Annotated in this window: 20 protein-coding genes; 10 read left to right on the forward strand and 10 right to left on the reverse strand. The window is 63.8% G+C overall.

What is annotated here, in order from left to right:
- Window positions 1-17 precede the first annotated feature (17 nt).
- The 6 genes from P8Q88_RS00985 (at window position 18) to pal (ending at window position 4,438) form a co-directional block, all read left to right on the forward strand.
- Entirely contained in the window at window positions 18-473 is a 456-nt protein-coding gene (locus P8Q88_RS00985; RefSeq protein ID WP_278321970.1) for a YbgC/FadM family acyl-CoA thioesterase, read from the forward strand.
- Entirely contained in the window at window positions 470-1,168 is a 699-nt protein-coding gene (gene tolQ / locus P8Q88_RS00990; RefSeq protein ID WP_278321971.1) for a protein TolQ, read from the forward strand. The genes P8Q88_RS00985 and tolQ overlap by 4 nt, the downstream gene beginning before the upstream one ends.
- Window positions 1,169-1,651 (forward strand): ExbD/TolR family protein, encoded by a 483-nt coding sequence (locus P8Q88_RS00995; protein WP_278321972.1) that lies wholly within the window; start codon window positions 1,169-1,171, stop codon window positions 1,649-1,651.
- A 9-nt stretch (window positions 1,652-1,660) separates the two neighbouring features.
- On the forward strand, window positions 1,661-2,470 hold the full coding sequence (gene tolA, locus P8Q88_RS01000; RefSeq protein WP_278322747.1) for a cell envelope integrity protein TolA: 810 nt from the start codon (window positions 1,661-1,663) through the stop codon (window positions 2,468-2,470).
- Window positions 2,467-3,849, forward strand: coding sequence for a Tol-Pal system beta propeller repeat protein TolB (gene tolB, locus P8Q88_RS01005; RefSeq protein ID WP_278321973.1), 1,383 nt, complete (start codon window positions 2,467-2,469; stop codon window positions 3,847-3,849). Before tolA ends, tolB begins: the two co-directional genes overlap by 4 nt.
- A 76-nt stretch (window positions 3,850-3,925) precedes the next feature.
- Window positions 3,926-4,438 (forward strand): peptidoglycan-associated lipoprotein Pal, encoded by a 513-nt coding sequence (gene pal / locus P8Q88_RS01010; RefSeq protein ID WP_278321974.1) that lies wholly within the window; start codon window positions 3,926-3,928, stop codon window positions 4,436-4,438.
- A 69-nt stretch (window positions 4,439-4,507) separates the two neighbouring features.
- Here the strand turns inward: pal and P8Q88_RS01015 are convergent, their stop codons facing one another.
- Window positions 4,508-4,657 (reverse strand): hypothetical protein, encoded by a 150-nt coding sequence (locus tag P8Q88_RS01015; protein ID WP_278321975.1) that lies wholly within the window; start codon window positions 4,655-4,657, stop codon window positions 4,508-4,510.
- A 156-nt stretch (window positions 4,658-4,813) separates the two neighbouring features.
- Between P8Q88_RS01015 and P8Q88_RS01020 the strand changes: the two genes are divergently transcribed.
- Window positions 4,814-5,347, forward strand: a complete 534-nt coding sequence (locus P8Q88_RS01020) for a J domain-containing protein (protein ID WP_278321976.1) — start codon at window positions 4,814-4,816, stop codon at window positions 5,345-5,347.
- On the opposite strand, the gene P8Q88_RS01025 is transcribed toward P8Q88_RS01020, so the two are convergent.
- The 5 genes from P8Q88_RS01025 to pdeM form a co-directional block, all read right to left on the reverse strand.
- The gene (locus tag P8Q88_RS01025) at window positions 5,344-6,246 is read right to left on the reverse strand and encodes an ATP-grasp domain-containing protein (protein ID WP_512700429.1); all 903 of its coding nucleotides are present in this window, start codon (window positions 6,244-6,246) and stop codon (window positions 5,344-5,346) included. The two genes, P8Q88_RS01020 and P8Q88_RS01025, sit on opposite strands and share 4 nt — an antisense overlap.
- Window positions 6,243-7,556: a cystathionine gamma-synthase family protein gene (locus P8Q88_RS01030; protein WP_278321978.1), complete on the reverse strand. Its 1,314-nt coding sequence runs from the start codon at window positions 7,554-7,556 to the stop codon at window positions 6,243-6,245. Before P8Q88_RS01030 ends, P8Q88_RS01025 begins: the two co-directional genes overlap by 4 nt.
- Before the next feature lie 299 nt (window positions 7,557-7,855).
- On the reverse strand, window positions 7,856-9,271 hold the full coding sequence (locus P8Q88_RS01035; protein ID WP_278321979.1) for an SLC13 family permease: 1,416 nt from the start codon (window positions 9,269-9,271) through the stop codon (window positions 7,856-7,858).
- Window positions 9,272-9,391: 120 nt separating this feature from the next.
- On the reverse strand, window positions 9,392-9,910 hold the full coding sequence (infC, locus tag P8Q88_RS01040; protein ID WP_278321980.1) for a translation initiation factor IF-3: 519 nt from the start codon (window positions 9,908-9,910) through the stop codon (window positions 9,392-9,394).
- Window positions 9,911-10,021: 111 nt separating this feature from the next.
- Window positions 10,022-10,723 carry a ligase-associated DNA damage response endonuclease PdeM gene (pdeM, locus tag P8Q88_RS01045; protein ID WP_278321981.1) on the reverse strand — a complete coding sequence of 234 codons (702 nt, stop codon included), beginning with the start codon at window positions 10,721-10,723 and terminating at the stop codon, window positions 10,022-10,024.
- 147 nt (window positions 10,724-10,870) lie between these two features.
- On the opposite strand from pdeM, the gene hemF reads away from it, so the two are divergent.
- Window positions 10,871-11,725, forward strand: coding sequence for an oxygen-dependent coproporphyrinogen oxidase (gene hemF, locus P8Q88_RS01050; protein WP_278321982.1), 855 nt, complete (start codon window positions 10,871-10,873; stop codon window positions 11,723-11,725).
- Here hemF and P8Q88_RS01055 read toward each other — a convergent pair whose 3' ends face one another.
- Window positions 11,726-12,604 (reverse strand): glycoside hydrolase family 16 protein, encoded by an 879-nt coding sequence (locus tag P8Q88_RS01055; RefSeq protein ID WP_278321983.1) that lies wholly within the window; start codon window positions 12,602-12,604, stop codon window positions 11,726-11,728.
- 195 nt (window positions 12,605-12,799) lie between these two features.
- Here P8Q88_RS01055 and P8Q88_RS01060 point away from each other — a divergent pair, with 195 nt between their 5' ends.
- Complete coding sequence (locus P8Q88_RS01060; protein WP_278321984.1) at window positions 12,800-14,707, forward strand: M1 family metallopeptidase; 1,908 nt, start codon at window positions 12,800-12,802, stop codon at window positions 14,705-14,707.
- Between the two features lie 33 nt (window positions 14,708-14,740).
- Window positions 14,741-16,678, forward strand: coding sequence for an acetate--CoA ligase (gene acs, locus P8Q88_RS01065; RefSeq protein WP_278321985.1), 1,938 nt, complete (start codon window positions 14,741-14,743; stop codon window positions 16,676-16,678).
- A gap of 81 nt (window positions 16,679-16,759) precedes the next feature.
- Here acs and galK read toward each other — a convergent pair whose 3' ends face one another.
- Genes galK through P8Q88_RS01080 form a run of 3 tightly spaced genes read right to left on the reverse strand, consistent with a single transcriptional unit; the run spans window position 16,760 to window position 21,659 of the window.
- Complete coding sequence (gene galK, locus P8Q88_RS01070; RefSeq protein WP_278321986.1) at window positions 16,760-17,878, reverse strand: galactokinase; 1,119 nt, start codon at window positions 17,876-17,878, stop codon at window positions 16,760-16,762.
- Window positions 17,878-18,888, reverse strand: coding sequence for a UDP-glucose--hexose-1-phosphate uridylyltransferase (locus P8Q88_RS01075; protein WP_278321987.1), 1,011 nt, complete (start codon window positions 18,886-18,888; stop codon window positions 17,878-17,880). Before P8Q88_RS01075 ends, galK begins: the two co-directional genes overlap by 1 nt.
- Window positions 18,885-21,659: an alpha-galactosidase gene (locus P8Q88_RS01080; RefSeq protein ID WP_278321988.1), complete on the reverse strand. Its 2,775-nt coding sequence runs from the start codon at window positions 21,657-21,659 to the stop codon at window positions 18,885-18,887. Before P8Q88_RS01080 ends, P8Q88_RS01075 begins: the two co-directional genes overlap by 4 nt.
- Between the last annotated feature and the right edge of the window lie 10 nt (window positions 21,660-21,669).

Below are 21,669 nucleotides of genomic sequence, written 5' to 3' on the forward strand. Positions count from 1 at the left end.
AGCTAAACGCCGCGCCGATGGATGCGAGGCCCAATTTCCCGGATGGCGTGATCGACGGCAGCCGCCACCTCTATGGGGTGCGCGTCTATTACGAGGACACCGACCTGTCGGGCATCACCTACCACGCGAATTACCTGCGCTGGTTCGAACGCGCGCGCAGCGATCTGCTGCGCCGGCTCGAGATCGACCAGCGCTCCGCGATCGAGCAGGGTATCGGCGCCTATGCCGTGTCGGAATTCTCGATCAAATATCTGCAGCCGGCGAAGCTCGATGACGACCTCGTCATCGTGACTACCTGCACCCAGATGCGCGCTGCATCGTGTCGCATGCACCAGCGTGCGTTTCGCGAAGACGATTTGCTGGCCGAGGCACATTTGCGCGTCGGCTTCGTTTCACCCGAGGGCCGGCCGGTGCGCCAGCCCGAAGAATGGCGCGCGGCCTTCGCGCGTTTCGGTATTCACGAGGACCAATGACGACACTTTCGTTGCTTGTCGCCGCCGCCCCGACGCGGCTCGATCCGATCCAGCTCTTTCTAGACGCGGATATCGTCGTCCAGCTCGTGATGCTGGGATTGCTGCTGGCCAGCGTCTGGGTGTGGATGATCATCGTCAGCTTCAGCCTGCGGATGGGCCGGTTGCGCAAGCGGACCATCGCGTATGAAAGCGAATTTTGGCAGGCGGACAATTTCGACCGCTTCACTTCGGAGCGGGGCAACAAGGATATCCCCGCCGCACGCGTGGCGCAGGCCGCCGTCGGCGAATGGCGTCGCTCCACCAAGGGCGAGGTTCGCGACAAGGAAGCACTGCGCGGGCGCATCGCCGTGGCCATGGACAGCCAGATCGCGCTGGAGGCCGACGATATCGCCGAGCGCCTGAACTTCCTCGCCACCGTCGGATCGGTTGCGCCCTTCGTGGGTCTTTTCGGCACCGTCTGGGGGATCATGAACAGTTTCTTCCAGATCGGCGCGCAGGAAAGCAGCTCGCTCGCCGTGGTGGCGCCGGGTATCTCCGAGGCGCTGTTCGCCACTGCCATCGGCCTGTTCGCGGCGATCCCGGCGGTGATCGCCTACAACCGCTTCAGCCATCGTGTGGATCGCTACGAAGCGCGTCTGCAACGCTTTGCGGACAAGCTGTCGGCTACCTTCAGCCGCCAGCTGGAGCAGCGGTAGATGGCGATGTCGCTGGCCTCGGGCGGCGGCGGTCGCGGCAGGCGGCGCGGGCGCGGCGGACGGCGGCCCATGTCGGAAATCAACGTCACGCCTTTCGTCGACGTCATGCTGGTGCTGCTGATCATCTTCATGGTGACTGCGCCGCTGCTCACCGCAGGCGTGCCGATAAACCTGCCCGACAGCCGCGCCAACTCGCTGCCGCAGGAAGCGCAGCAGGTGACGATCAGCATCGACGAAAGCGGATATGTCTATATCGACGACGCACAGGTTGCCGTCGGCGGTCTTCCGCAGGCGCTCGACAGCATCCCCCGCACCGGGGAAGGTCCCGACATCACCCTGCGCGCCGATCGCGGACTCGATTACGGGCGCGTCATGGCTGTCATGGGCGAGCTCAATCGGGCAGGGCTGAACCGCATTGCGCTGGTGACGAACGGCGGCTCGGTCTCCGCCCCGGTCAACAATGGTTCATCGACGGAAGAATAGCTCGTGAGCATGGGAGAGAGCGCCTTTCGCAGCGAAGAACGAACCGGGCTACTGGTTGCGCTCATCCTGCACTTGGCGCTGCTGGCCGCCCTGTTCGTTCAGGGCCTGCTGCCGGCCCCGACTTTCGAACCGGTCGAGCGGATGACGGTCAGCCTGGCCGAAGACGTCGGACTCGAGGCGACTGCACCCGATCCGGTCCCGGAAAGCCGTGCGGCGACTGCGCCCACCCTATCCGACAGTCCAGCACCGCCGGAGGTCGCGCCCGTCGCGCCACCGGTCCCGCGTCAAGTCACGCCGCCGGTCCCGCGTGTACAATCGCCGGTCCCGGCGCCCCGCACTCAACCCCGCGAGGCCCCGCGCCGCGAGCAGCAGCGCACGCAAACGCAGCCGCGCAGCAGCGAGCGTAGCGGCGGCTCGCGCCTTGGGGACAACTTCCTCGATGGGGCTGGCAGCAGCACCACGACCAGTGAAACCCGCGTCCCCGCCTCTCAGATCGGTGCGAGCGCGAAGGCCTCGCTGGTGCAGGCCATTGCCCGGCGGATCAAGCCGCGCTGGGAACCGCCCAGCGGGCCCGAAGTGGAGAAGATAACCACGTTCCTGCGCTTTCGCCTAAATCCCGATGGAAGCCTCGCCGGACGCCCGGAAATGGTGCGGCAGACGGGTGTAAACGACACTAACCGGGCGCAGGCAAGTCGTCATGCCGAACAGGCCATACGCGCCGTGCAGCTTGCCGCGCCGTTCGACGATCTTCCCGAGCAGTATTACGAAGCGTGGAAACTTGTCGGACCGTTTGGATTCGATTGGAGATTGTCCCAGTGAAATATTTGATCCTTGCAACAGTCGGCCTTCTTGCTTCGCCATTGCTGGCGCAGAACCAGGATCTCGGCCAGCCGATGCCCGAGGGCGGCGAAGTCGAAACGATCGAGGAAGGCGAGGGACTGACCGGATCGGTCAGCTTCGAAGGCAATCTCGATGACCTCGGTATTGCGATCCCCGGCTTTGCGACCGACGCCGATGTCGCAACGCCGGCCAACCAGAACGGTACGGCGGCGCTTGGCAAGGAGCTGGCACGCGTCATCACCGCCGACCTGCGCAACAATGGGCTGTTCAAGCCCACCGGTCCCGATGCGCTGCCGCAACCCGCTTTTGCCGAAATCAATTCGCCGAACTGGCCCACCTGGTCGAACCGCGGTGCCGAGATGCTGGTCCATGGCTATGTCCGAGCGCGCAGCGACAACCGACTGACGGTCGGTTGCTATCTCTACGACATGGCGCTGCAGCAACAACTGGTGCGCGAAGGGTGGATCGTGGCACCGGCCGACTGGCGGCGCGCGGCGCACAAATGCGCCGACCTCGTCTATTCGCGTCTGACCGGTGAAAGCCCGTTCTTCGACAGCCGGATCGCCTATATTGCCGAAACCGGCCCCAAGGATAACCGCACCAAGCGGCTCGCGATCATGGACAGCGACGGGGCGAACCACCGCTTTATTACCACAGGCCGCTCGACCGCTCTGACGCCGCGCTATTCGCCGGACTACAAGAAGCTGTCCTATCTCAGCTATGTCGACGGCAATCCGCGCATCTATGTCTACGATATCGGCACCGGGCGGCAGACCCTGGTGACCGAGAGCACCAATCCGACCTTCGCCCCGCGGTGGAGCCCGGACGGCCGCTGGATCCTCTATTCGATGGCGGTCAATGGCAATACCGACATCTATCGCGTCTCTTCGAGCGGTGGCACGCCCACCCGGCTAACCGACGCGCCGGGGATCGATATCGGCGGATCCTACTCGCCCGACGGCAGCCGCATCGTCTTCGAAAGCGATCGGTCTGGCAGCCAGCAGTGCTATGTCATGAACTCCGACGGCTCGAACCAGCGCCGGATCAGCTTTGCGGGCGGACGCTGCGCCACGCCTGAATGGAGCCCGCGCGGAGACCAGATTGCTTTCACCAACGCCAGCAGCTTCAATATCGCTGTCATGACGCCCTCGGGTGGTGGCGTGCGAACCCTTACACGCGGATGGCAGGACGAGGCGCCGACCTGGGCGCCCAACGGCCGCATAATTCAGTTTTTTCGCACCGAGCGGAACAGCGGCAAGGCAACGCTGTGGCAAGTTGATCTGACCGGCGAGAACGAGCGTCGCCTGCCCACGCCGGTAGACGGTTCGGACCCGTCGTGGGGACCGATCCTGCCGTGAGTGCATTGAAGCATTGATAGGACGAAATCGGGGGGCATTCCGACTTCACCCAGCTGTTTGAAAAGGGGACAGCACCATGAATACACGTGTTGCAACAGGACTTATACTCGCTTCGACGATCGCTCTGGCCGCCTGCCAGAAAAAGGCACCGGAAGAGCTTCCTCCGCCGCCGACGCAGACCGCAACGCCTACGCCGACGACTGCGCCCGCTGGTCCCACGGTCGGCACCCAGCAGCACTTCGTCGATGCGGTGGGCGTCGCCAATACGGTCGTCTATTTCGATACCGACCGATACAACATCGATGCCGAGGATTCGGCCAAGCTGCAGACGCAGGGCCAGTATTTCAGTCAGTATCCGCAGCTGAACTTCACGATCGAAGGTCATGCCGACGAGCGCGGGACGCGTGAGTACAACCTCGCACTGGGCGAGCGCCGCGCCAATGCGGCGAAGAACTACCTCGTCTCGATCGGCGTTCCGGCCAATCGCATCCGCACAGTCAGCTATGGCAAGGAACGTCCGGTTGCTCTCGGATCGAACGAAGCCGCCTGGGCGCAGAATCGCCGCGCCGCGACTATCGTCATCAATTGATTGGATCGTAATGCCGAAGGGCCCCCGCCGCACGCGGGGGCCTTTCAGCCTCCTGCGCGTCCAGACCCGCTATTGCCCGATCTGAAATGCAGCGAACGGAGTATCGCCAGCAGCGCTGCGGGTTTTTTCGATGTCAGGTGAGCCCAGCGTCATCGCAAGCGCCAACAATGCCATCAGGCAGGTGCTGATGTGGGCGGACAGGGACAACTGCTTGCTCATGCTCTCTCGCTTTCCCCGGTGCCTTTGCCAATTCGGGATTAATAAATCTTCTGCGATGCAACATTTCGATTTGAGACCGGTTCCCCGAGCTTGCGCCTGACGCCAGCCCGCCTAGATTGACGACCATGCCAGCCCGACAAACGACTTGCCCGCTCCATGCCCAAGGCTAGGCGCTCCAACGACTGGGGTTTTCCCCGCTGGCGCGGATACGGGTCCTCGCGCGAGGCGACGAACGTGCGGATCTGCGACCGTCACGGATGCGACGAGCCTGGCGACTGCCCGGCTCCCAAGGCGCCCAATAGCCGTGACCGCTGGTACTTTTGTCAAAAGCATGCCGCCGAATACAATTCGAAATGGGATTATTTCGAAGGGCTCGACAAGGCGGAAAAGGAAGCGCGCGCCAAGGCAGAGCGGAGCGAAAACGCGGGCTATGCCGAGGCCCAGCATTACGGCTGGAACAGCAGCGGCGATGGATCGCGCAGCGCCGACGAGATGCGGGCGCTCGATATTCTCGAACTCGAGGCAGATGCCGACTTTACGATGGTCAAGAAGGCGTGGCGCGAGAAAGCGAAGACCGTGCATCCCGACGTCAAGCCGGGAGACGCCGACGCCGCGGCCGAATTCCAGAAGCTGCAACTGGCGTATGAAGTGCTGAAAGCCGCAGAAGATCGGCGGGAGTGGAAGGGCTAGTCCAGCCGCTTGCGGATCGCGGCGGCAAGGCGCGCGCCGAGCTGTGGGCCTTGCTCGGGATAGAGATAGGGTTCGATCAACTCGGCCTCCATGACCGCCAGCGCTCCGGAGGGCAGCCGGGCCATGTCGATCCGGCAGTACAGCGGTGTCGCAAAAGGCAGCGCGGCAACCACCGACCGGGCGGTGGCCAGGTCATCGGCGCAAGGCGTAAAGTCGGTCTCGTAGCCACCAAAGAGCGACTGGATGCGATATTCGCCCGCAGCAGCGCGCTTCAGCACTCCATGACTGAACTCTCCGTCGATGAAGAGGAAGGTGTATTCGCCTTCCTCGATCACGCTGGGCAGGAAGGGCTGGATCAGGCAGCGATGGCCCATCCGCCAGTCGGGGGCGGGCATCGCATCGGCTGTGAAGCGGAACTGGCCGAGTCCGCCCGCGCCGATGCGGCGCTTGACGACGACTGACGGCGTATCGAACATGTCCATCGCCGCGCCGACATCGCCTGCGTCGGCGTCCATGAAGTAGGCCGTCGGCACGATAGTTGCACCGGCCTCTTCCAACTCGCGCAAATAGCCCTTGTCCGCATTCCATCGCACAATCTCGGGCGGATTGCAGACTGCGATGTCGCGCGTGTGCAGAGTCTCGAGCTTGTCCAGAAATTCCGCTGGGTGATCCTGGTAATCCCAGGCCGTGCCCAGCAGCACCAGCGCCAGGCCATCAAAATGGTCCAAGGGCGCGCGCCAGTCGATCTCGACCAGCTCCAGCCCGGCATCCGCAAAGGCCGGACGCAGGGCCGCGACTTCCAGATCATGCTCGAAGGCATCTCCCCGGCGCGGACCAGCGCCGGGGAGTGTGTCTTTGCAGGCCAGAAAGCCTATTCGTGTCGGCGCAGGTCGGCTCAGACCGCCTCCAGCGCCTGTTCGAAGTCGGCGATCAGGTCCTCGGCATCCTCGATCCCGATGCTGATGCGCACGAGGTTGTCCGAAATGCCCAGCTCCGTCCGCCGGCCTTCGGCAACCGAGAGGTGCGTCATGCTGGCCGGATGACTGGCAAGGGTTTCCGTGCCGCCGAGGCTTACCGCCAGCTTGGCGATCTTGAGCGCATCGAGGAAGCGGAAGCATTCCGCTTCGCCGCCCTTGAGCAGTAGCGAGAAGGTCGAGCCCGCGCCGAGGCAGTGGCGATCGTAGATGTCCTGCTGGCGCTCGTCCTTGATCATGCCGAGATAGCCGAGGCCTTCGACCTTGGGATGCTTCGACAGGAAGTCGCAGACCTTCGCTGCGTTTTCACCCGCTCGCTGCATGCGCAGTTCGACGGTTTCGAGGCTGCGGCACAGCATCCATGCCGTGTTCGGATCGCAGATCCCGCCCATCGTGTTGCGCAACATGCGGATCGCATCGATGAACCGCTTCTTGCCCGAGACGCTGCCCGCGACGAGGTCCGAATGGCCGCCGACATACTTGGTCAGCGAATAGACCACGAGGTCGGCACCATGATCGATAGGGCGTTGCCACAATGGACCCAGAAAGGTGTTGTCGATCGCGATCGAGCATTTGTCGGGATCGAAATGCGCGTCACGGGCGGCCTTGACTGCCTCGATATCGACCAGCGCATTAGTCGGGTTGCCCGGGCTTTCGAGGTAGATCATCGGCACCTCGCCGCCCTGGCTTTCGGCCTGGGCCTTGGCCCTGCTCATCACGTCATCGAGCTGTTCGCGCGTGGCACCCGCGGGGAAGTCGATGAAGGTCACGCCGAATTTCGACATCGTCTTGGCAATGAAGCCTTCCGACGCAGCATAGAGCGGGCCGGAGTGGACGATCACGTCGCCTGCCTTGCAGGCCGCCAGCAGCAACACGGCAATCGCGGTCATGCCGCTCGAGAACGACAGCGCCTCTTCCGCGCCGTCCCACACTGCGAGGCGATCCTCGAGGATTTCCTGGTTCGGCGCATTGAAGCGCGAATAAACGAGGCCGTCCGCACCGCCCGGGCGCTTGCCAGTGATGCCTTCGAAATGGCGCTTGCCATCGGCGGCGCTGGGGAAGGCGAAAGTGCTCGTGAGGAAGATCGGCGCCTTGAGGCTGCCTTCCGACAGGGTCGGATCATAGCCGTGGCCCATCATCAGCGTGCTGGGCTTCAGCGCGCGGCCGTTGATCTTCGTGACCTCGGCCTTGGGATTCTTGCGCGGGGTGGTGGGGTCGATATCGTTGTCGCTCATGAGGGAGAGCATCCTTCCTGCAATCTCGCTCCCAGGAAGGCGGGAGCCGGTGGGGCCGCCGGGGCGCCCGTTCCTAACCTCCGCAGGAACGCATCTCCGCCAGCTGCCGCTTGCGCCGCCTCCTTATGTTGGACCGATGTTGGTTTCAACTGCGACGAGTCCAGTCACATGGACCGCATGGACCACAGTCCAGGGACGAAAAACTTCGCGGCCACTTTTGCGGGGCTTACGGGGAGGCAGGTTGGGCATTGAGGGCACATCACCCCGGCGGGATAGCTCCGGCTTCTCGAGTAGGAAAATCAGCCAGCGACCAGAGCATTCATCCCCCACACCACCGCAACGATCATCACGATGCCGAACAGGTCGAGCAGGATGCCCGCCTTCACCATGCGTTCGATCCGGATGCGGCCGGTCGCCCAGGCTATGGCGTTCGGGCCGGTGCCCGCGGGCAGCATGAAGCCCCAGCTCGCGGCGAGAGCGGCAGGCATGGCGAGCAGGATCGGATCGACGCCGAGCGCAACGACGAGGGCCGCGACCACCGGGATGATCCCCGATGCGGTCGCCACATTGCTGGCGAACTCCGTGATCAGCACGACCATGGCGACGACTGCGATGGCGACGAGGACCAGTGGCCACGCCTCTAGCGGCAGCAGTGCCTCGCCCAGCCAGTCGGCCAGTCCGCTCGCGCTCATTCCGGCAGCGAGGGCGAGGCCGCCGCCGAACATCATGATGACGCCCCAGGGCGCGCGGTCGGCTTCCTCCCAGATGAGCAAGGGGCGCCCGGTGCCGTCGGGCAGCAGGAACAGCGTCAGCCCCATGAGAATGGCGATCGTGCCATCGGTCAGCGATCCTTCTGGCAAGAACGGTGCGATCCACATCTGGCCCATCCACAGCAGGAAGGTGACAGCAACCACGGGCACCAGACGCTTCTCGGCGCTAGACCATGCGGCATGCGTGTCGATAGCGGTGCGCGCCGCGCGCGCGTCGAACGGGTGTTCGCGCACCTTCTGAACGCGAGCGACGAGGAAGGCGGCAAGCGGCACGCCGATTATGACCACCGGCAAGCCATAGACCATCCATTCTGCAAAGGTGATCCGCGTGCCGGTCAGCGTGTCGAGCAGGCCGACGGCGATGGCATTGGTCGGCGATCCGACAAGCGTGCCGAGCCCGCCGATGCTGGCCGCGAAGGCGATGCCCATGGGCAGGGCGCCGCTGAGGCCTTCCGTGTCGCGCTCCGCCACGCCGCCACCAGCCAGCACGGCCACCGCCATCGGCATCATGATCAGCGCGGTCGACGTATTGGAAATCAGCATCGACAGGATCGCCGCGGTTCCCATGAAGGCGAGCAGCACGCCCGCTTGTCCGCCGCGACCGCCGACCATGCGGAGCAGGGCCAGCGCGAGTCGCTTGTGCAGGCCGGTCCGCTCGATCGCGAGGGCGATGAAGGCACCGCCAAGGATCAGGAACAGGATCGGCGAGTAATAGGCGCTTGCTGTTTCGCGCGCGGTCATCACGCCGGCGAAGGGCAGGACGAGGAAGGGCATCAGCGCGGTCGCGGTCAGCGGCAGCGCCTCGGTCATCCACCATGCGGCCATCAGCACGACAAGCCCGGCAACGATGAACGCTTCGCGGCTCATCCCGGCAGGCGGCGGCACGAGAATGGTTAGCAACAGCGCAGCCGCACCCAGCAGCAAGCCGATCGTCTTGGCGTTCATGAACCCTCCCGCGCCTGCTGCTAACAGGCGGCGCGCACTGCTTCAATCGCCCGCGATGCCCAAAGCACAAAGGGCGACCCGCGGGCCGCCCTTCGCAATAGCTGCATCGAGATATCGCGCTTATTTGGGCGCGAGCACCATCACCATCTGCCGGCCTTCGAGGCGCGGGAAGCTTTCCACCTTGGCGATTTCTTCGGTATCGTCGCGCACGCGGTTCAGCAGGTCCATGCCCAGCTGCTGGTGCGCCATCTCGCGGCCGCGGAAGCGCAGGGTGCACTTCACCTTGTCGCCGTTCTCGATGAACTTGTTCACGTTGCGCATTTTCACGTCGTAATCGTGATCGTCGATGTTCGGGCGCATCTTGACCTCTTTGATATCCTGGGTCTTCTGCGTCTTGCGCTGCAGGTTGGCCTTTTTCTGGGCCTCGTAGCGATATTTGCCGACATCGAGGAACTTGCACACCGGCGGGTCTGCGTTGGGCGACACTTCGACGAGGTTGAGGCCCAGTTCGTTGGCCTGCTCCGTCGCTTCGCGGGTGTACATCACCCCCAGGTTCTCGCCTTCGTGATCGATCACGCGGACCTTGGGGACGTTGATCATGTTATCGTAGCGCGGGCCGCTTTTCACGGGCATTTGCATGCTGCGCCGGGGGGGACGTGCTATGTGGCATTCTCCTGATTCTGCCGTTTGTCTGGCGGCGATATAGGAAGAAACGCACCAATTCGCTAGGGCGAAAACCCAAGGTGGATCCTAGGCGGCCTTCCAGAGCGGGAACCGCGCCAGCTTGCCCTTAGCCGGAACCACCGCATCGATGCGATCGGCGGGTTGCAGCGCCTTGAGGATCGCGGGATCGGCGGCGCTCATGCCACCGGTATAGGCACCGAAGGCGGGCAGGATCATGCGGCCGCTGGGCTTGCCGTCCGCACCTTCGTTGGCGCTGAGGACCGCGCAGGGCCGGCGGATCATGCGCTGGCGGATCTTGAGCTGCAGGCGCGGGTGGTAGTGGCCGGACAGTTCGGGGCGTGTCTCCCCTTGCCTGGCGCGGTGGCGCAGGATGACGCCGCCGAGTTCGATTTCCTCGACCAGCGTGCCGCCACAGCGCGCCTCCATATGCGGATCGTGATTGCCGGTGATCCACACCCAGTCGACCGCTTTCGTCAGCGCCTCCAGCATGCCGCAGGCGTGGTCTTCCAGCCGGGTCGAGCCGTCCGAATCGTGGAAATTGTCGCCCAATGTGATGACGCGACGCGCGCCGGTGTCGCGGATGGCGAGCGCGACCCGCTCCAGCGTCTCGCGGCTGTCGTAGGGCGGTATCATCTGCCCGTGCCGCGCGAAGAAGCTGCCCTTCTCAAGATGCAGGTCGGCCACCAGCAGCGCGTTTTCACGCGGCCAGTAGAGTGCGCGGCCCTCTGTCAGGAGCCATTCCTCGCCTGCGAACGAAAGGGGAACCATGCGCCGCTATTGCCATCAGACAATAGTTGCGCGCAACCCCAAATCCGTTCGGGCTGAGCTTGTCGAAGCCCTGTCCTTTCTTCTAGTGCGGTTTCTGAAGAAAAGGACGGCCCTTCGACAAGCTCAGGGCGAACGGAGTTCCGAAGAATGGACTGGACCGAGCAGACCGCCCAAGCCCGCACATGGTTCGAGGACCTGCGCGACCGTATATGCGCCGAATTCGAGGCGATCGAGCGCGAAGCCGGGTCGGATGCCGAATTCATCTACACCCCCTGGGATCGCGAAGAAGCAGGCAATGACGATCCCGGCGGCGGTGTGCAGGGCCTGATGAAGGGCAAGTTGTTCGAGAAGGTCGGCGTGAACGTGTCTACCGTGCGCGGCAGTTTCTCGCCCGAATTCGCCGGCCAGGTGAACGGCGCGAGTGCCGAGCAGCCCGGCTTCACCGCCACCGGCATCAGCCTGGTTGCGCACATGGCCAACCCGCATGTCCCCGCAGTCCACATGAACACGCGCTTCCTGACGACGCAGGCGGCATGGTTCGGGGGCGGGGCCGATCTCAACCCGCCGCTGCCTTACGAGGAGGACACCGCGGATTTCCATGCGCGCTTCCGCGCCGCCTGCGCCGGGCACAACCCAACATATTACGACCGCTTCAAGAAATGGGCGGACGACTATTTCTTCATCCCTCACCGCGGCGTGCATCGCGGCGTCGGCGGCATTTTCTACGATCACCTCGAATGCGAGAATGAAGCAGCGTTCGAGCGGAACCTGGCTTTCACGAAAGACGTAGGAGAGGCCTTCCTCGATATCTATCCCAAGCTGGTCCGTCGCCGGATGGACAGCAAATTTACCGAGGCCGACAAGGCGCAACAGCTCGAATGGCGCGGGCGCTATGCCGAGTTCAACCTCGTTTACGACCGCGGCACGCTGTTCGGGCTCAAGACCGGCGGCAACATCGACGCGATCCTCATGAGCCTGCCGCCCAAGGCGACCTGGAGCTGACTATTCGGCCGGGCCGAGCACTCGGACCCAGTCGACCTCCATCTGCACTTCCCCGGCCTTGACCGCGTCGACCGTATCCTGCGGGATGCCGTAATAGGGCTGTTCGAGCTTGTTGACCTTCCACGGGTACACACCGCCCATCGCAAAATTGAGAATGACGAATTTGGGCGTGTCGAAGCGCCATTCGCCCTTTTCCTCGATTTCGTCGCGCGTGACGGTATAGAAGACATCGCCGTCGACATCGAAGGCGATGGCATCGCGAGTCCACTCTACGCCATAGACATGCCAGCCGCTCGCGTCCTCGCCGTCAGGAAAGCTGCGCCGTGCCACGAATGGCGTTTCGCCGGAATAGCCGGGGCCGTGGATCGCCACCGCCGTCCAGTCGGGCTCGCCGACATATTCCATGATGTCTATCTCGCCGGTGTAGGGCCATTGGCCGTTGCCCAGCAGCCAGAACGCCGGCCATGCCCCGCGGTTCAGCGGCATGCGGATGCGTGCCTCGGCCCGGCCATAGGTAAAGTCGAAATTGTCGCGCGTATTGATCCGGCCGGAGATGAAGTCGGCCTTGCGGTCGGCATTGGTGTCCACGCCCGGGCGAAAGACCGGCTTCAGGATCAGCACACCGCCTTCGGCACCTTCGAACTCGGTCGCGAAGCGGATCGTTTCCGGGCTGTCGACATAGGCCTGCTGTTCGTTGTTGACCCAGAAGTCCATGCCGATGACGTTCCACTTCCTCCGGTCCAGCGAGCCGTCGTCGAAGCCTTCGAAGAACAGCACCTCACGGCCATTGGTTTCGGGATCGACAGTACCGGCGCCCTCGACCGGGACGCAGCCGGTCGCGAACGGTATGGTGGCGAGTGCGATCAGAAAACGGTTCATCTGTCCTCCCTTTGGCCGACCTGCGGCTCCAACCTTTGATAACGTTCACAATACACGCCATGCGCGCTTTGGCCAGCCGCCTTTGCAGGTTTTGGAAAACTGGGCCTAGCCTCGTCAGGGACGATGCGCGATAGGCGGCGCAACCCCCGCTGATCGTCAGTCAGGATCAGTGCAGTTTCAATCGGAGCCAACCATATGCGTCGCCTTATTGCCCCTCTCGCCCTCCTGCTCGCCAGCACCGCCTGCACGACCCCTGGCGAGGCGATCAATGAGCGCATGGCCGTTCCCGATGCGTTCGCCAGGATTGCGCCGATCCTCACCACACCCGAGGCCGTCGACACGTCCACCTATGCGCAGCCCCAGGTCGCACGGGTTGTACATGTTGCGCTCGATCTCGATCTCGATTTCGCCGCGCAACGCGTAGATGGCACGGCAATGCTAGACATCCTGGCCGAACCGGATGCGCAGGAAATCGTACTCGATTCGAAGGGGCTTCAGATTGCTGCCATTACCGACGAGGCAGGGCGGGCGCTCGATTACACTGTCGGCGAGGAGGTGACCCAGGGCGGCAAGGGTGCCCCACTGACGATCCAGCTCGACGGCGCGAAGACGCTCAGGATCGAATATGCGGCGGCCTCCGATGCCGCTGCGCTCCAATGGCTGAGCCCCGAGCAGACGGAGGGCGGCGTGCACCCCTTCCTGTTCAGCCAGGGGCAGGCGATCCTAAACCGGACCTGGATCCCGACGCAGGACAGCCCCGGCATTCGCCAGACATGGGAAGCGCGCATCACCGCGCCCAAGCCGCTCGACGTCGTGATGAGCGGCGTGCGGCAGGGCGAGCCGGAGGATCTCGGCAATGGTCGCCGCGCGTTCCGCTTCGTCATGGACAAGCCCGTCCCGCCCTACCTCATCGCGATTGCCGCGGGCGACATCGACTTCGCCCCGATCGGTCCGCGCACCGGAGTCTGGGCCGAACCGGCAACTCTTCCGCGAGCACGGGCCGAAGTCGGCGATACCGAGGAGATGGTTGAGGCCGCGGAAGCGCTTTACGGCGAATATCGCTGGGGCCGCTACGACATGATCGTCCTGCCGCCGGCCTTTCCCTATGGCGGGATGGAAAACCCGGTGATGACCTTCCTCACGCCGACTTTCATTGCGGGTGACCGGTCGAACAACGGGCTGATCGCGCATGAGCTGGCGCATAGCTGGTCGGGCAATCTCGTGACCAACGCAGTCTGGGGCGACAGCTGGCTGAACGAAGGCGTGACCACCTATTTCGAGAACCGCATCATGGAGGCGGTCTATGGCAAGAAGCGGGCGGAGCAGGAGGCTGCGCTGATGTTCGCCAGCATCCGTGAAACGCTGGACGAGGTTGGCGAGGACGCCCCCGGCACCGCGCTCAGCACGGATGGCGAGTACGAACTCGGCAGCGCGGTCGCCTATGAAAAAGGCGCTTTTTTCCTGATGACAGTGGAAAGCATTGTCGGGCGCGAGCGCTTCGATGCCTGGCTGCGCCAGTGGTTCGATAATCACGCCTTCCAGCCGGCGACGAGCGAGATGTTCTACGAGGACATGATGGCGAACCTTGTGCGGAGCGAGGCCGAGGCTGAGCGGCTGATGCTTCGCGAATGGATCTTCGAGCCGGGCCTGCCCGCGAATGTCGCGAAACCCGACCCGGCGGCCTTCGCCGAGGTTGATGCCGCCGTGCGCGCCTATGCGGCAAGCGAGGCGATCCCTGGCGACTATGCCGACTGGACCAGCGCCGAACGCCAGCGCTTCCTCGACAATATCCCGAAGGACCGGAGCGCCGCCCAGCTGGCTGCGCTGAACGAGGCACTTGGCCTGTCCTCGACCGGCAATAACGAGGAACTGTTCCTCTGGCTCGAGCTGGCGCTTGCCAATCGATACGAGCCTGCGGTGCCGAAAGCAGAGGCATTCCTTGCCCGCGTTGGCCGTGCGAAGTTTGTCCGCCCACTGTTCCAGACGCTGTGGGACCAGGGGGACTGGGGCCGCCCGATCGCGCAGCGCATCTATGCCGATACGCGCAGCAGCTATCATTCCGTCACGCAAGCCGGTGTCGACCGGGTGCTGGCATCCGAGTAGTTTTTGGCTAACACGGTCGTCGAGGAGAGATCGATGACCGAAACCGCCAGCGCCTTCGTCGAACGTCCCGCTTCGGCCGGACCTACCCATTGCACGCCGGATCAGTATGAGGCGCTGTACCGGCGCAGCATGGAGGATCCCGACGGCTTCTGGCTGGAGCAGGCGAAGCGTCTCGATTGGGAGCAAGTGCCGACGAAAGGTGGGAATTGGTCCTACGATCCGGTCGACATCAAGTGGTTCGAGGACGGCGTTCTCAACCTTTGCCATAATGCCGTCGACCGCCATCTGGCCGAACGGGGCGATGCCACCGCGCTGATCTTCGAGCCCGACGACCCGGCCAGCCCGTCGCGCACGCTGACCTATCGCCAATTGCATGCGGAAGTCGTGCAGATGGCCAATGCGCTGAAGGCGATGGGCGTCAGGAAGGGCGATCGCGTCACCCTCTATATGCCCATGGTGGTGGAGGGGACACTGGCGATGCTCGCCTGCGCGCGGATCGGCGCGATCCACTCGGTCGTCTTCGGCGGCTTCTCGCCCGAGGCGCTGGCGGGACGGATCAAGGACTGCGACAGCCGCTTCGTGGTCACGGCCGACAGCGGACTGCGCGGAGGGAAGACCGTGCCGCTCAAGGCCAATGTCGATGCCGCGCTTGCGCTCGACGGTGTGCAGGTAGAGGGCGTGCTCGTCGTGCGTCATACCGGCGCCGAGGTGGAGTTCGTCGAGGGTCGCGACCACTGGTATCACGATGTGCGGTCGGACGACGATTGCCCGTGCGAGCCGATGAAGGCGGAGGATCCGCTGTTCATCCTCTACACCAGCGGATCCACGGGCAAACCGAAGGGCGTGCTGCATACGACTGGCGGCTACGGCGTTTGGACCGCCGCGACCTTCCACTATGGCTTCGACTACCGCCCGGGCGAGGTGCATTGGTGCACGGCCGACATCGGCTGGGTCACCGGCCATAGCTATATCGTCTACGGCCCGCTCATCAACGGTGCGACCAGCCTGATCTTCGAAGGCGTGCCGAACTATCCTGATCACGGACGCTTCTGGGACGTGGTCGACAAGCACAAGGTCGACATCTTCTACACGGCGCCCACCGCGATCCGCGCGCTGATGCGCGAGGGCGATCATCACGTGACCAGCCGCGACCGCTCATCGATCCGGCTTCTCGGCAGCGTCGGCGAACCGATCAATCCCGAAGCCTGGCGCTGGTATTACGAAGTCGTCGGAGACGGGCGTTGCCCCGTGATCGACACGTGGTGGCAGACCGAAACCGGCGGTATCATGCTGACCACGCTCCCCGGCGCGCACGACATGAAACCGGGCAGCGCGGGCAAGCCGTTCTTCGGCGTGCAGCCGCAGCTCGTCGACAACGAAGGCGAGGTCCTGGAGGGCGCAAACGAAGGCAATCTGTGCCTGACCCATAGCTGGCCCGGCCAGGCACGCACCGTCTATGGCGACCACGAGCGGTTCGTGCAGACCTATTTCAGCACCTATCGGGGCAAGTATTTCACCGGCGACGGGTGCAAGCGCGATGCCGATGGCTATTACCGCATCACTGGCCGTGTCGACGATGTCATCAACGTTTCCGGCCACCGGATGGGCACGGCGGAAGTCGAGAGCGCGCTGGTGCTCCATCCCCGCGTGTCGGAAGCCGCGGTCGTCGGCTACCCTCACGATATCAAGGGGCAGGGCATCTATTGCTATGTCACGCTGATGGAGAGTGACGAGGGCGGCGAGGAACTGGAGGCCGAGTTGCGCCAATGGGTTCGCAAGGAAATCGGCCCCATCGCCACACCCGACCATCTGCATTTCACGCCCGCTCTGCCCAAGACGCGCAGCGGCAAGATCATGCGCCGCATCCTGCGCAAGATCGCGGAGAACGATTTCGGCTCGCTCGGCGATACCTCGACACTGGCCGACCCTGGCGTGGTCGAGAGCCTGATCGAGGGGCGCCAGAACCGATGAGGGCTGAAGGCGCCGACTAGATCCTGGCGGTGTCGCCCGTCGATTGGCGGGTCGCCATCCTGCGCTTCCGTCAACCGGTCCTCAGCCGTGCGCCCTGATGACGAGGTCGCCCAGGCCGTATTGCGGTTTGCCGACCTGCTCGACCGCGGCTTCGATCCGCTCACGCGCGCTCGCCTCGCACACCAGCACGATCGATCCGCCGAAACCGCCGCCGGTCATGCGCGCACCGCCGGCAGGCCCGATGATCTCGTTGAGCCAGTCGACCTGGGCGTCAACCTGCGGGTGGCTGGCCTCGAACAAGTCGCGCATCGAAGCGTGGGCCTCGCGCAGGAGCAGGCCCAGGCGACCGATATCGCGCTCGGCAATGGCATCGGCAGCCTGACGCGTGCGCTCGATTTCTCCCACGACATGCTGCGCTCTCAGCGCTTCGGTCCCGGCGAGAGTGGACAGGCCGGAGCTTCCCGGAGCGACGTCGCGCAGTGTTGCGACTCCCAAGGTTCGGCAGGCAGCCTCGCAATCGGCGCGGCGCGCATTGTACGCGCCATCGACCAGCTCGCGCGTCACGCCGGACTGGAGCACGAGCACGCTCCAGTCCGTCGGCAGATCGATCTGGCGCCATTCGAGGGTGCCGCAGTCGAGCAGCATGGCGCGGCCTGCTTCACCGGCTGCAATGACCATCTGGTCCATGATCCCGCACGCCACCCCCGCGTAACGATGCTCAACCTGCTGTGCGATCTGTGCGACGCGCGTCGGCGATTCTATCATTTGTCCGGCGGCATCGAACGCGGCACGCGCGATTGCGATGCAGAGCGAGGCCGATGAGGACAGGCCCGACCCGCGCGGAAGATCGCCCGCGATGGCAAGGTCCAGACCGCCTGCCACCAGGCCTTCCTCGCGCAACAGGTGAATCATGCCGTGGACCAGCGAGCGCCAGCCATCCTGAAGCGGTACCTTGTCGTCAGGCCGGATCAGCAGGGCTGCATCGCCGTAGTCACCGGCGCGCGCATCGATAAGGTCGCTCCCGCGCCGCTTGAACGCGACTGCTGTTCCAAGAGCTAGCGGCATGGGAAGAACGAAGCCATCGTTGTAATCGGTATGGTCGCCGATGATGTTGACGCGGCCCGGTGCGAAGGCGACCCCATCGGGGGATGTACCGAAATTGCGCTCGAAACAGTCGCGGGCAGCGTCGAGTGCGGGCATCAGATCGTAACCTCGCGCAAGCGCGCGGCTGCGTCTTCCGGAGTAAGGTCGCGCTGGACCTCGGCCAGTAGTTCGTAACCCACCATGTGCTTGCGGACCGTGGCACTGCGCAGCAGTGGCGGATAGAAATGGGCGTGCAGGCGCCAATGCGCGGCATCGTCAGCGAGCGAATGGGGCGCGCCATGCCAGCCCATCGAATAGGGGAAGTCGATCCCGAAAAGGCCGTCATAGCGCCTGAGCATTCGGCCGAGGATCAGCGACAGGCTTTCACGCGAGCGCTCCCCCATTTGCTCCAGCCGCGCGATGTCATTTCGGGCCACGAGCAGAAGTTCGAAAGGCCAGGCTGCCCAGAACGGCACAATCGCGAGCCAATCGTCATTCTTCTCGACCACTCGTGCGCCGTCGGTCAGTTCGGCCTCGATCACGTCGGCGAGCAGGGTCCGCCCGTGCCTTTCTCGGAAAGCGCGCTGGTGGCGGTCTTCGGTTTCGACCAGCTGCGGCACGAAATCGCTCGCCCAGACCTGTCCATGCGGGTGGGGCGACGAGGCGCCCATCATCGATCCCTTGTTTTCGAACAACTGCACGAACGCCCATTCTGCGCCAATCTCGGCCGAAAGTTCGCACCAGCAGTCGACGACCGCCCGTCGACCTCTATCGTCCAGTTTCGCAAGTGTTTGTGAATGGTTCGGAGAATAGCAGATCACCCGGGCCTCGCCGCGCGCAGGCATCGTCTCGAACAGATCGCCAGCCGCAGCATTCGCGCCTTCGTCGAGCAGGGCGGGAAAGTCGTTCGCAAATACGTAGGTGTGAGAATAGTCCGGATTTGTCGTCCCGCCGGTTCGCCTGTTTCCGGGGCACAGATAGCAGTTCGGGTCGTGCCGCGGGGCGTCACTCGCCGGTACGGGAGCCTCTTCACCCTGCCATGGCCGCTTCGAGCGTTGCGGTGAAACCAGCACCCATTCGCCCGTAAGCAAGTTTCGACGCCGATGGGGGAGGTCGCCTGCCGTCATGCCGCCGCCTCAAGATGAAAAACCGCCACGCTCTCTGCCTTCTGGATCGGCATTGGCAAGCCGCTTTCGGCCAGCCAGCTTCCGGTAAACCCGATCGCCTCGCCAGCCATGCGGTCGAACAGCTCGGCGCGCGGCAACCCATGGCCCGCCTCTTCAGCGATGGCGAGCAGCCTGACCTGCCAGGTTGGACGTTCCGATGCGAAGGGCAAGCGCAGCGGTTGCGGTCTGCGATCCTGCGCAGGCGATGTGCGAATGCAGAACAGCAGCTTTTCCGACCGGTTTCCGTGTGCTTGCCACAAGAGCTGGTCGGTCCCCTCACCGAGGTCCACGCGGGTCAGGTGCAGGAGATGTCGCCATTGTTTGTAGAAATCTATCCATCGCGCCAGTTCGTCACGGTCGACATCGGCCAGCGCATCCGGGTCCAGCTCGATGCCGAGATGGCCGGTGCAGGCGATCGCCGCGCGAAACGCCATGGCTTGGCTACGCCCGGTCGCGTGCGCCGGGCTTGCGCTGACATGCGACCCCATTATTTCGGGCGGCAGGAATGCAAGAAAGCCGCGCTGCATGCTGACTCTGGCCACGGCGTCGATATTGTCGCTCGTCCAGAACCGATGGACGAACGACGCCAGGCCGGCATCGCTGCGTCCTCCGCCACCGGCGCAACCCTCGATTTCTACGGCTGGGTGAGCGGTTCGTACGCGTTCGAGCAGTTCGTAGCTGCCCAGGGTCTGGCTGGCACCTCCCGACGGTGCGTGGTCACGATTGTGGTCCCACTTGAGATAGCCGACCGGCGTTTGCGACAGGATCGCGTCGAGCCGCGCGAACAGATGGTCGCGCACATCCGCGCGGCGCATATCGAGCACCAGCTGATTGCGCGCGGTCGGCCGGTCGCGATCCAGCGATGCGAGCGCCCAATCCGGATGGGCGCGATAAAGGTCGCTGTCGGGATTGACCATTTCAGGTTCGACCCACAGGCCGAACTCGAGACCCATATCGCGGATTTTCGTAGCCAGGGGCCCCAGCCCGTCGGAATAGGTTTCCGGATCGGCCTCCCAGTCGCCGAGCCCCGCACGGTCGTGCCGGCGGCCCTTGAACCAGCCATCATCGAGCACGAAGCGCTCGATACCGATGCTGCTTCCCGCCTGCGCGAGCCGTGCGATACGCTGCGCGTCATGCGCGAAATAGCAGGCTTCCCAGCTATTGAGGTGGACCGGACGCGGGGTCATCGAACCTCCCGGCCAGTCGACCAGCGCACGCACCGCGCCATGCTGCTGCGCCATGGCGCCATTGCGTCCCTTGGTCGAGATCGCGAGCAGCGCTTCCGGCGCGCGGTAGGTCTCACCTGTGGCGAGGGATATCTCACCGGTGGCAAGCGTGGCTTGCGCAGAAAGGTGCCAATAGCCCTCGTCATCCCGTTCGACGGCAATCTCGCTATCGCCCGACCATGCAAGCTGGACCGCCCATGCAAGCCCGCGATCCCATCCCGATGCGCGATCGAGAACATATACGCCGGGCGGACCGCCGTGCCCCGACAGTCCGCGCCTGGTCACGCGTTCCCAGCGATGTTCGGGCATCGCTTCGCGGCACTCCCGCAGCTCGGCACTATGCCTCCCACGCCAGGAAACGAGTGCTTCTGCAGTCGCAGGCAGGGGTATCTGGAGGCTCGCGAGGGCGGCCACTTCTATCGGCTCCTCGCCGAGATTCGTGACCTGCGCAGCGAATGCGAAGGCGCCTGCGTCACAAACGCGTATGGTCTCGACCCGCTCGAACACGAGATCGAGCACCTTGAGGCGCCGGTCTTCGATATAGGCTAGCCGTCTAGCCTCGTTGCGCCGACGCGCTTCTTCTTCCGCACGGATGCGGTCTTCCTCGGCTCGCCTGTCATCCTCGCGCTTCGCAGAAGCCAGTACGGCAAGACCCACTGCGATATCGTTCGCCATGTTTTCCAGGCGCTGGATCTTGGCATCCTTGAAGGAGCGGCGGAGAGATGACGAGTATCGGAGATAGAGGTCGAACTCGAACGATACCTTGCCGGTCGGTGCATAATCCCATTCTGGCCAATGGCTAAATGACGAAAAGCTGGGGACGTAATCCCAATCGTTCCGCGCCCAGCGCCGCTCTCGCCGTTTTCGTTCCTTCTCTTCCTTCGCCAATTCCTCGGGCGTGGGCTCGTGCTGCGACCGCTTAACTGCTTCCTTTAGATTGAAGGGGACAATCACGCTTCCGTCCGTGAATTCGGCGCGTTCAGCCTTGCCGCTGAGTTCAAAGCCTTGGACCTGTGCTGCCGTGACTATTCGGTTGAGCGATAGCTCGATCCGATCGATTGAATCCGGCGCGATCTCCACGTCGATCAAGCCGGACTGAGCGAGCCTCACCATTCCCTGTTCGTCGGGCTTTCCCTTGCGCAACTTGGCCATCGATCGCGTTACAATGGAATGTTCCGGATCGACCTTTTTGGGATCGAATGCCGAGGCCCGAACGCGGGCCTCTTCGCGCATTTGCGCGACGGAATCGGGCTCGTTGCGTAGCTCTCCGCCAGCGATGTTGATCGTATCGGGAATGCCCGACCTAAGCTTGGGTAGCGGTGTTCGTTTGACCCTTTGGCCCGCTGCATGTTTTGCCCACCATCCCAGCGGAGGGTTGGGCACATCGTGCTTGCGACAGATTTTGTGCAAGGCCACGTCAGAAAGACCAAATTCCTTGGCCAAGTGCGTCATCGGCTTGGACCAGACGAGCTCATAGAACTCGGAACGGGTGAACTGACGTGCCATGAGCTAACTT

Source organism: Qipengyuania marincola (assembly GCF_029688625.1).
Taxonomy (GTDB): Bacteria; Pseudomonadota; Alphaproteobacteria; order Sphingomonadales; family Sphingomonadaceae; genus Qipengyuania.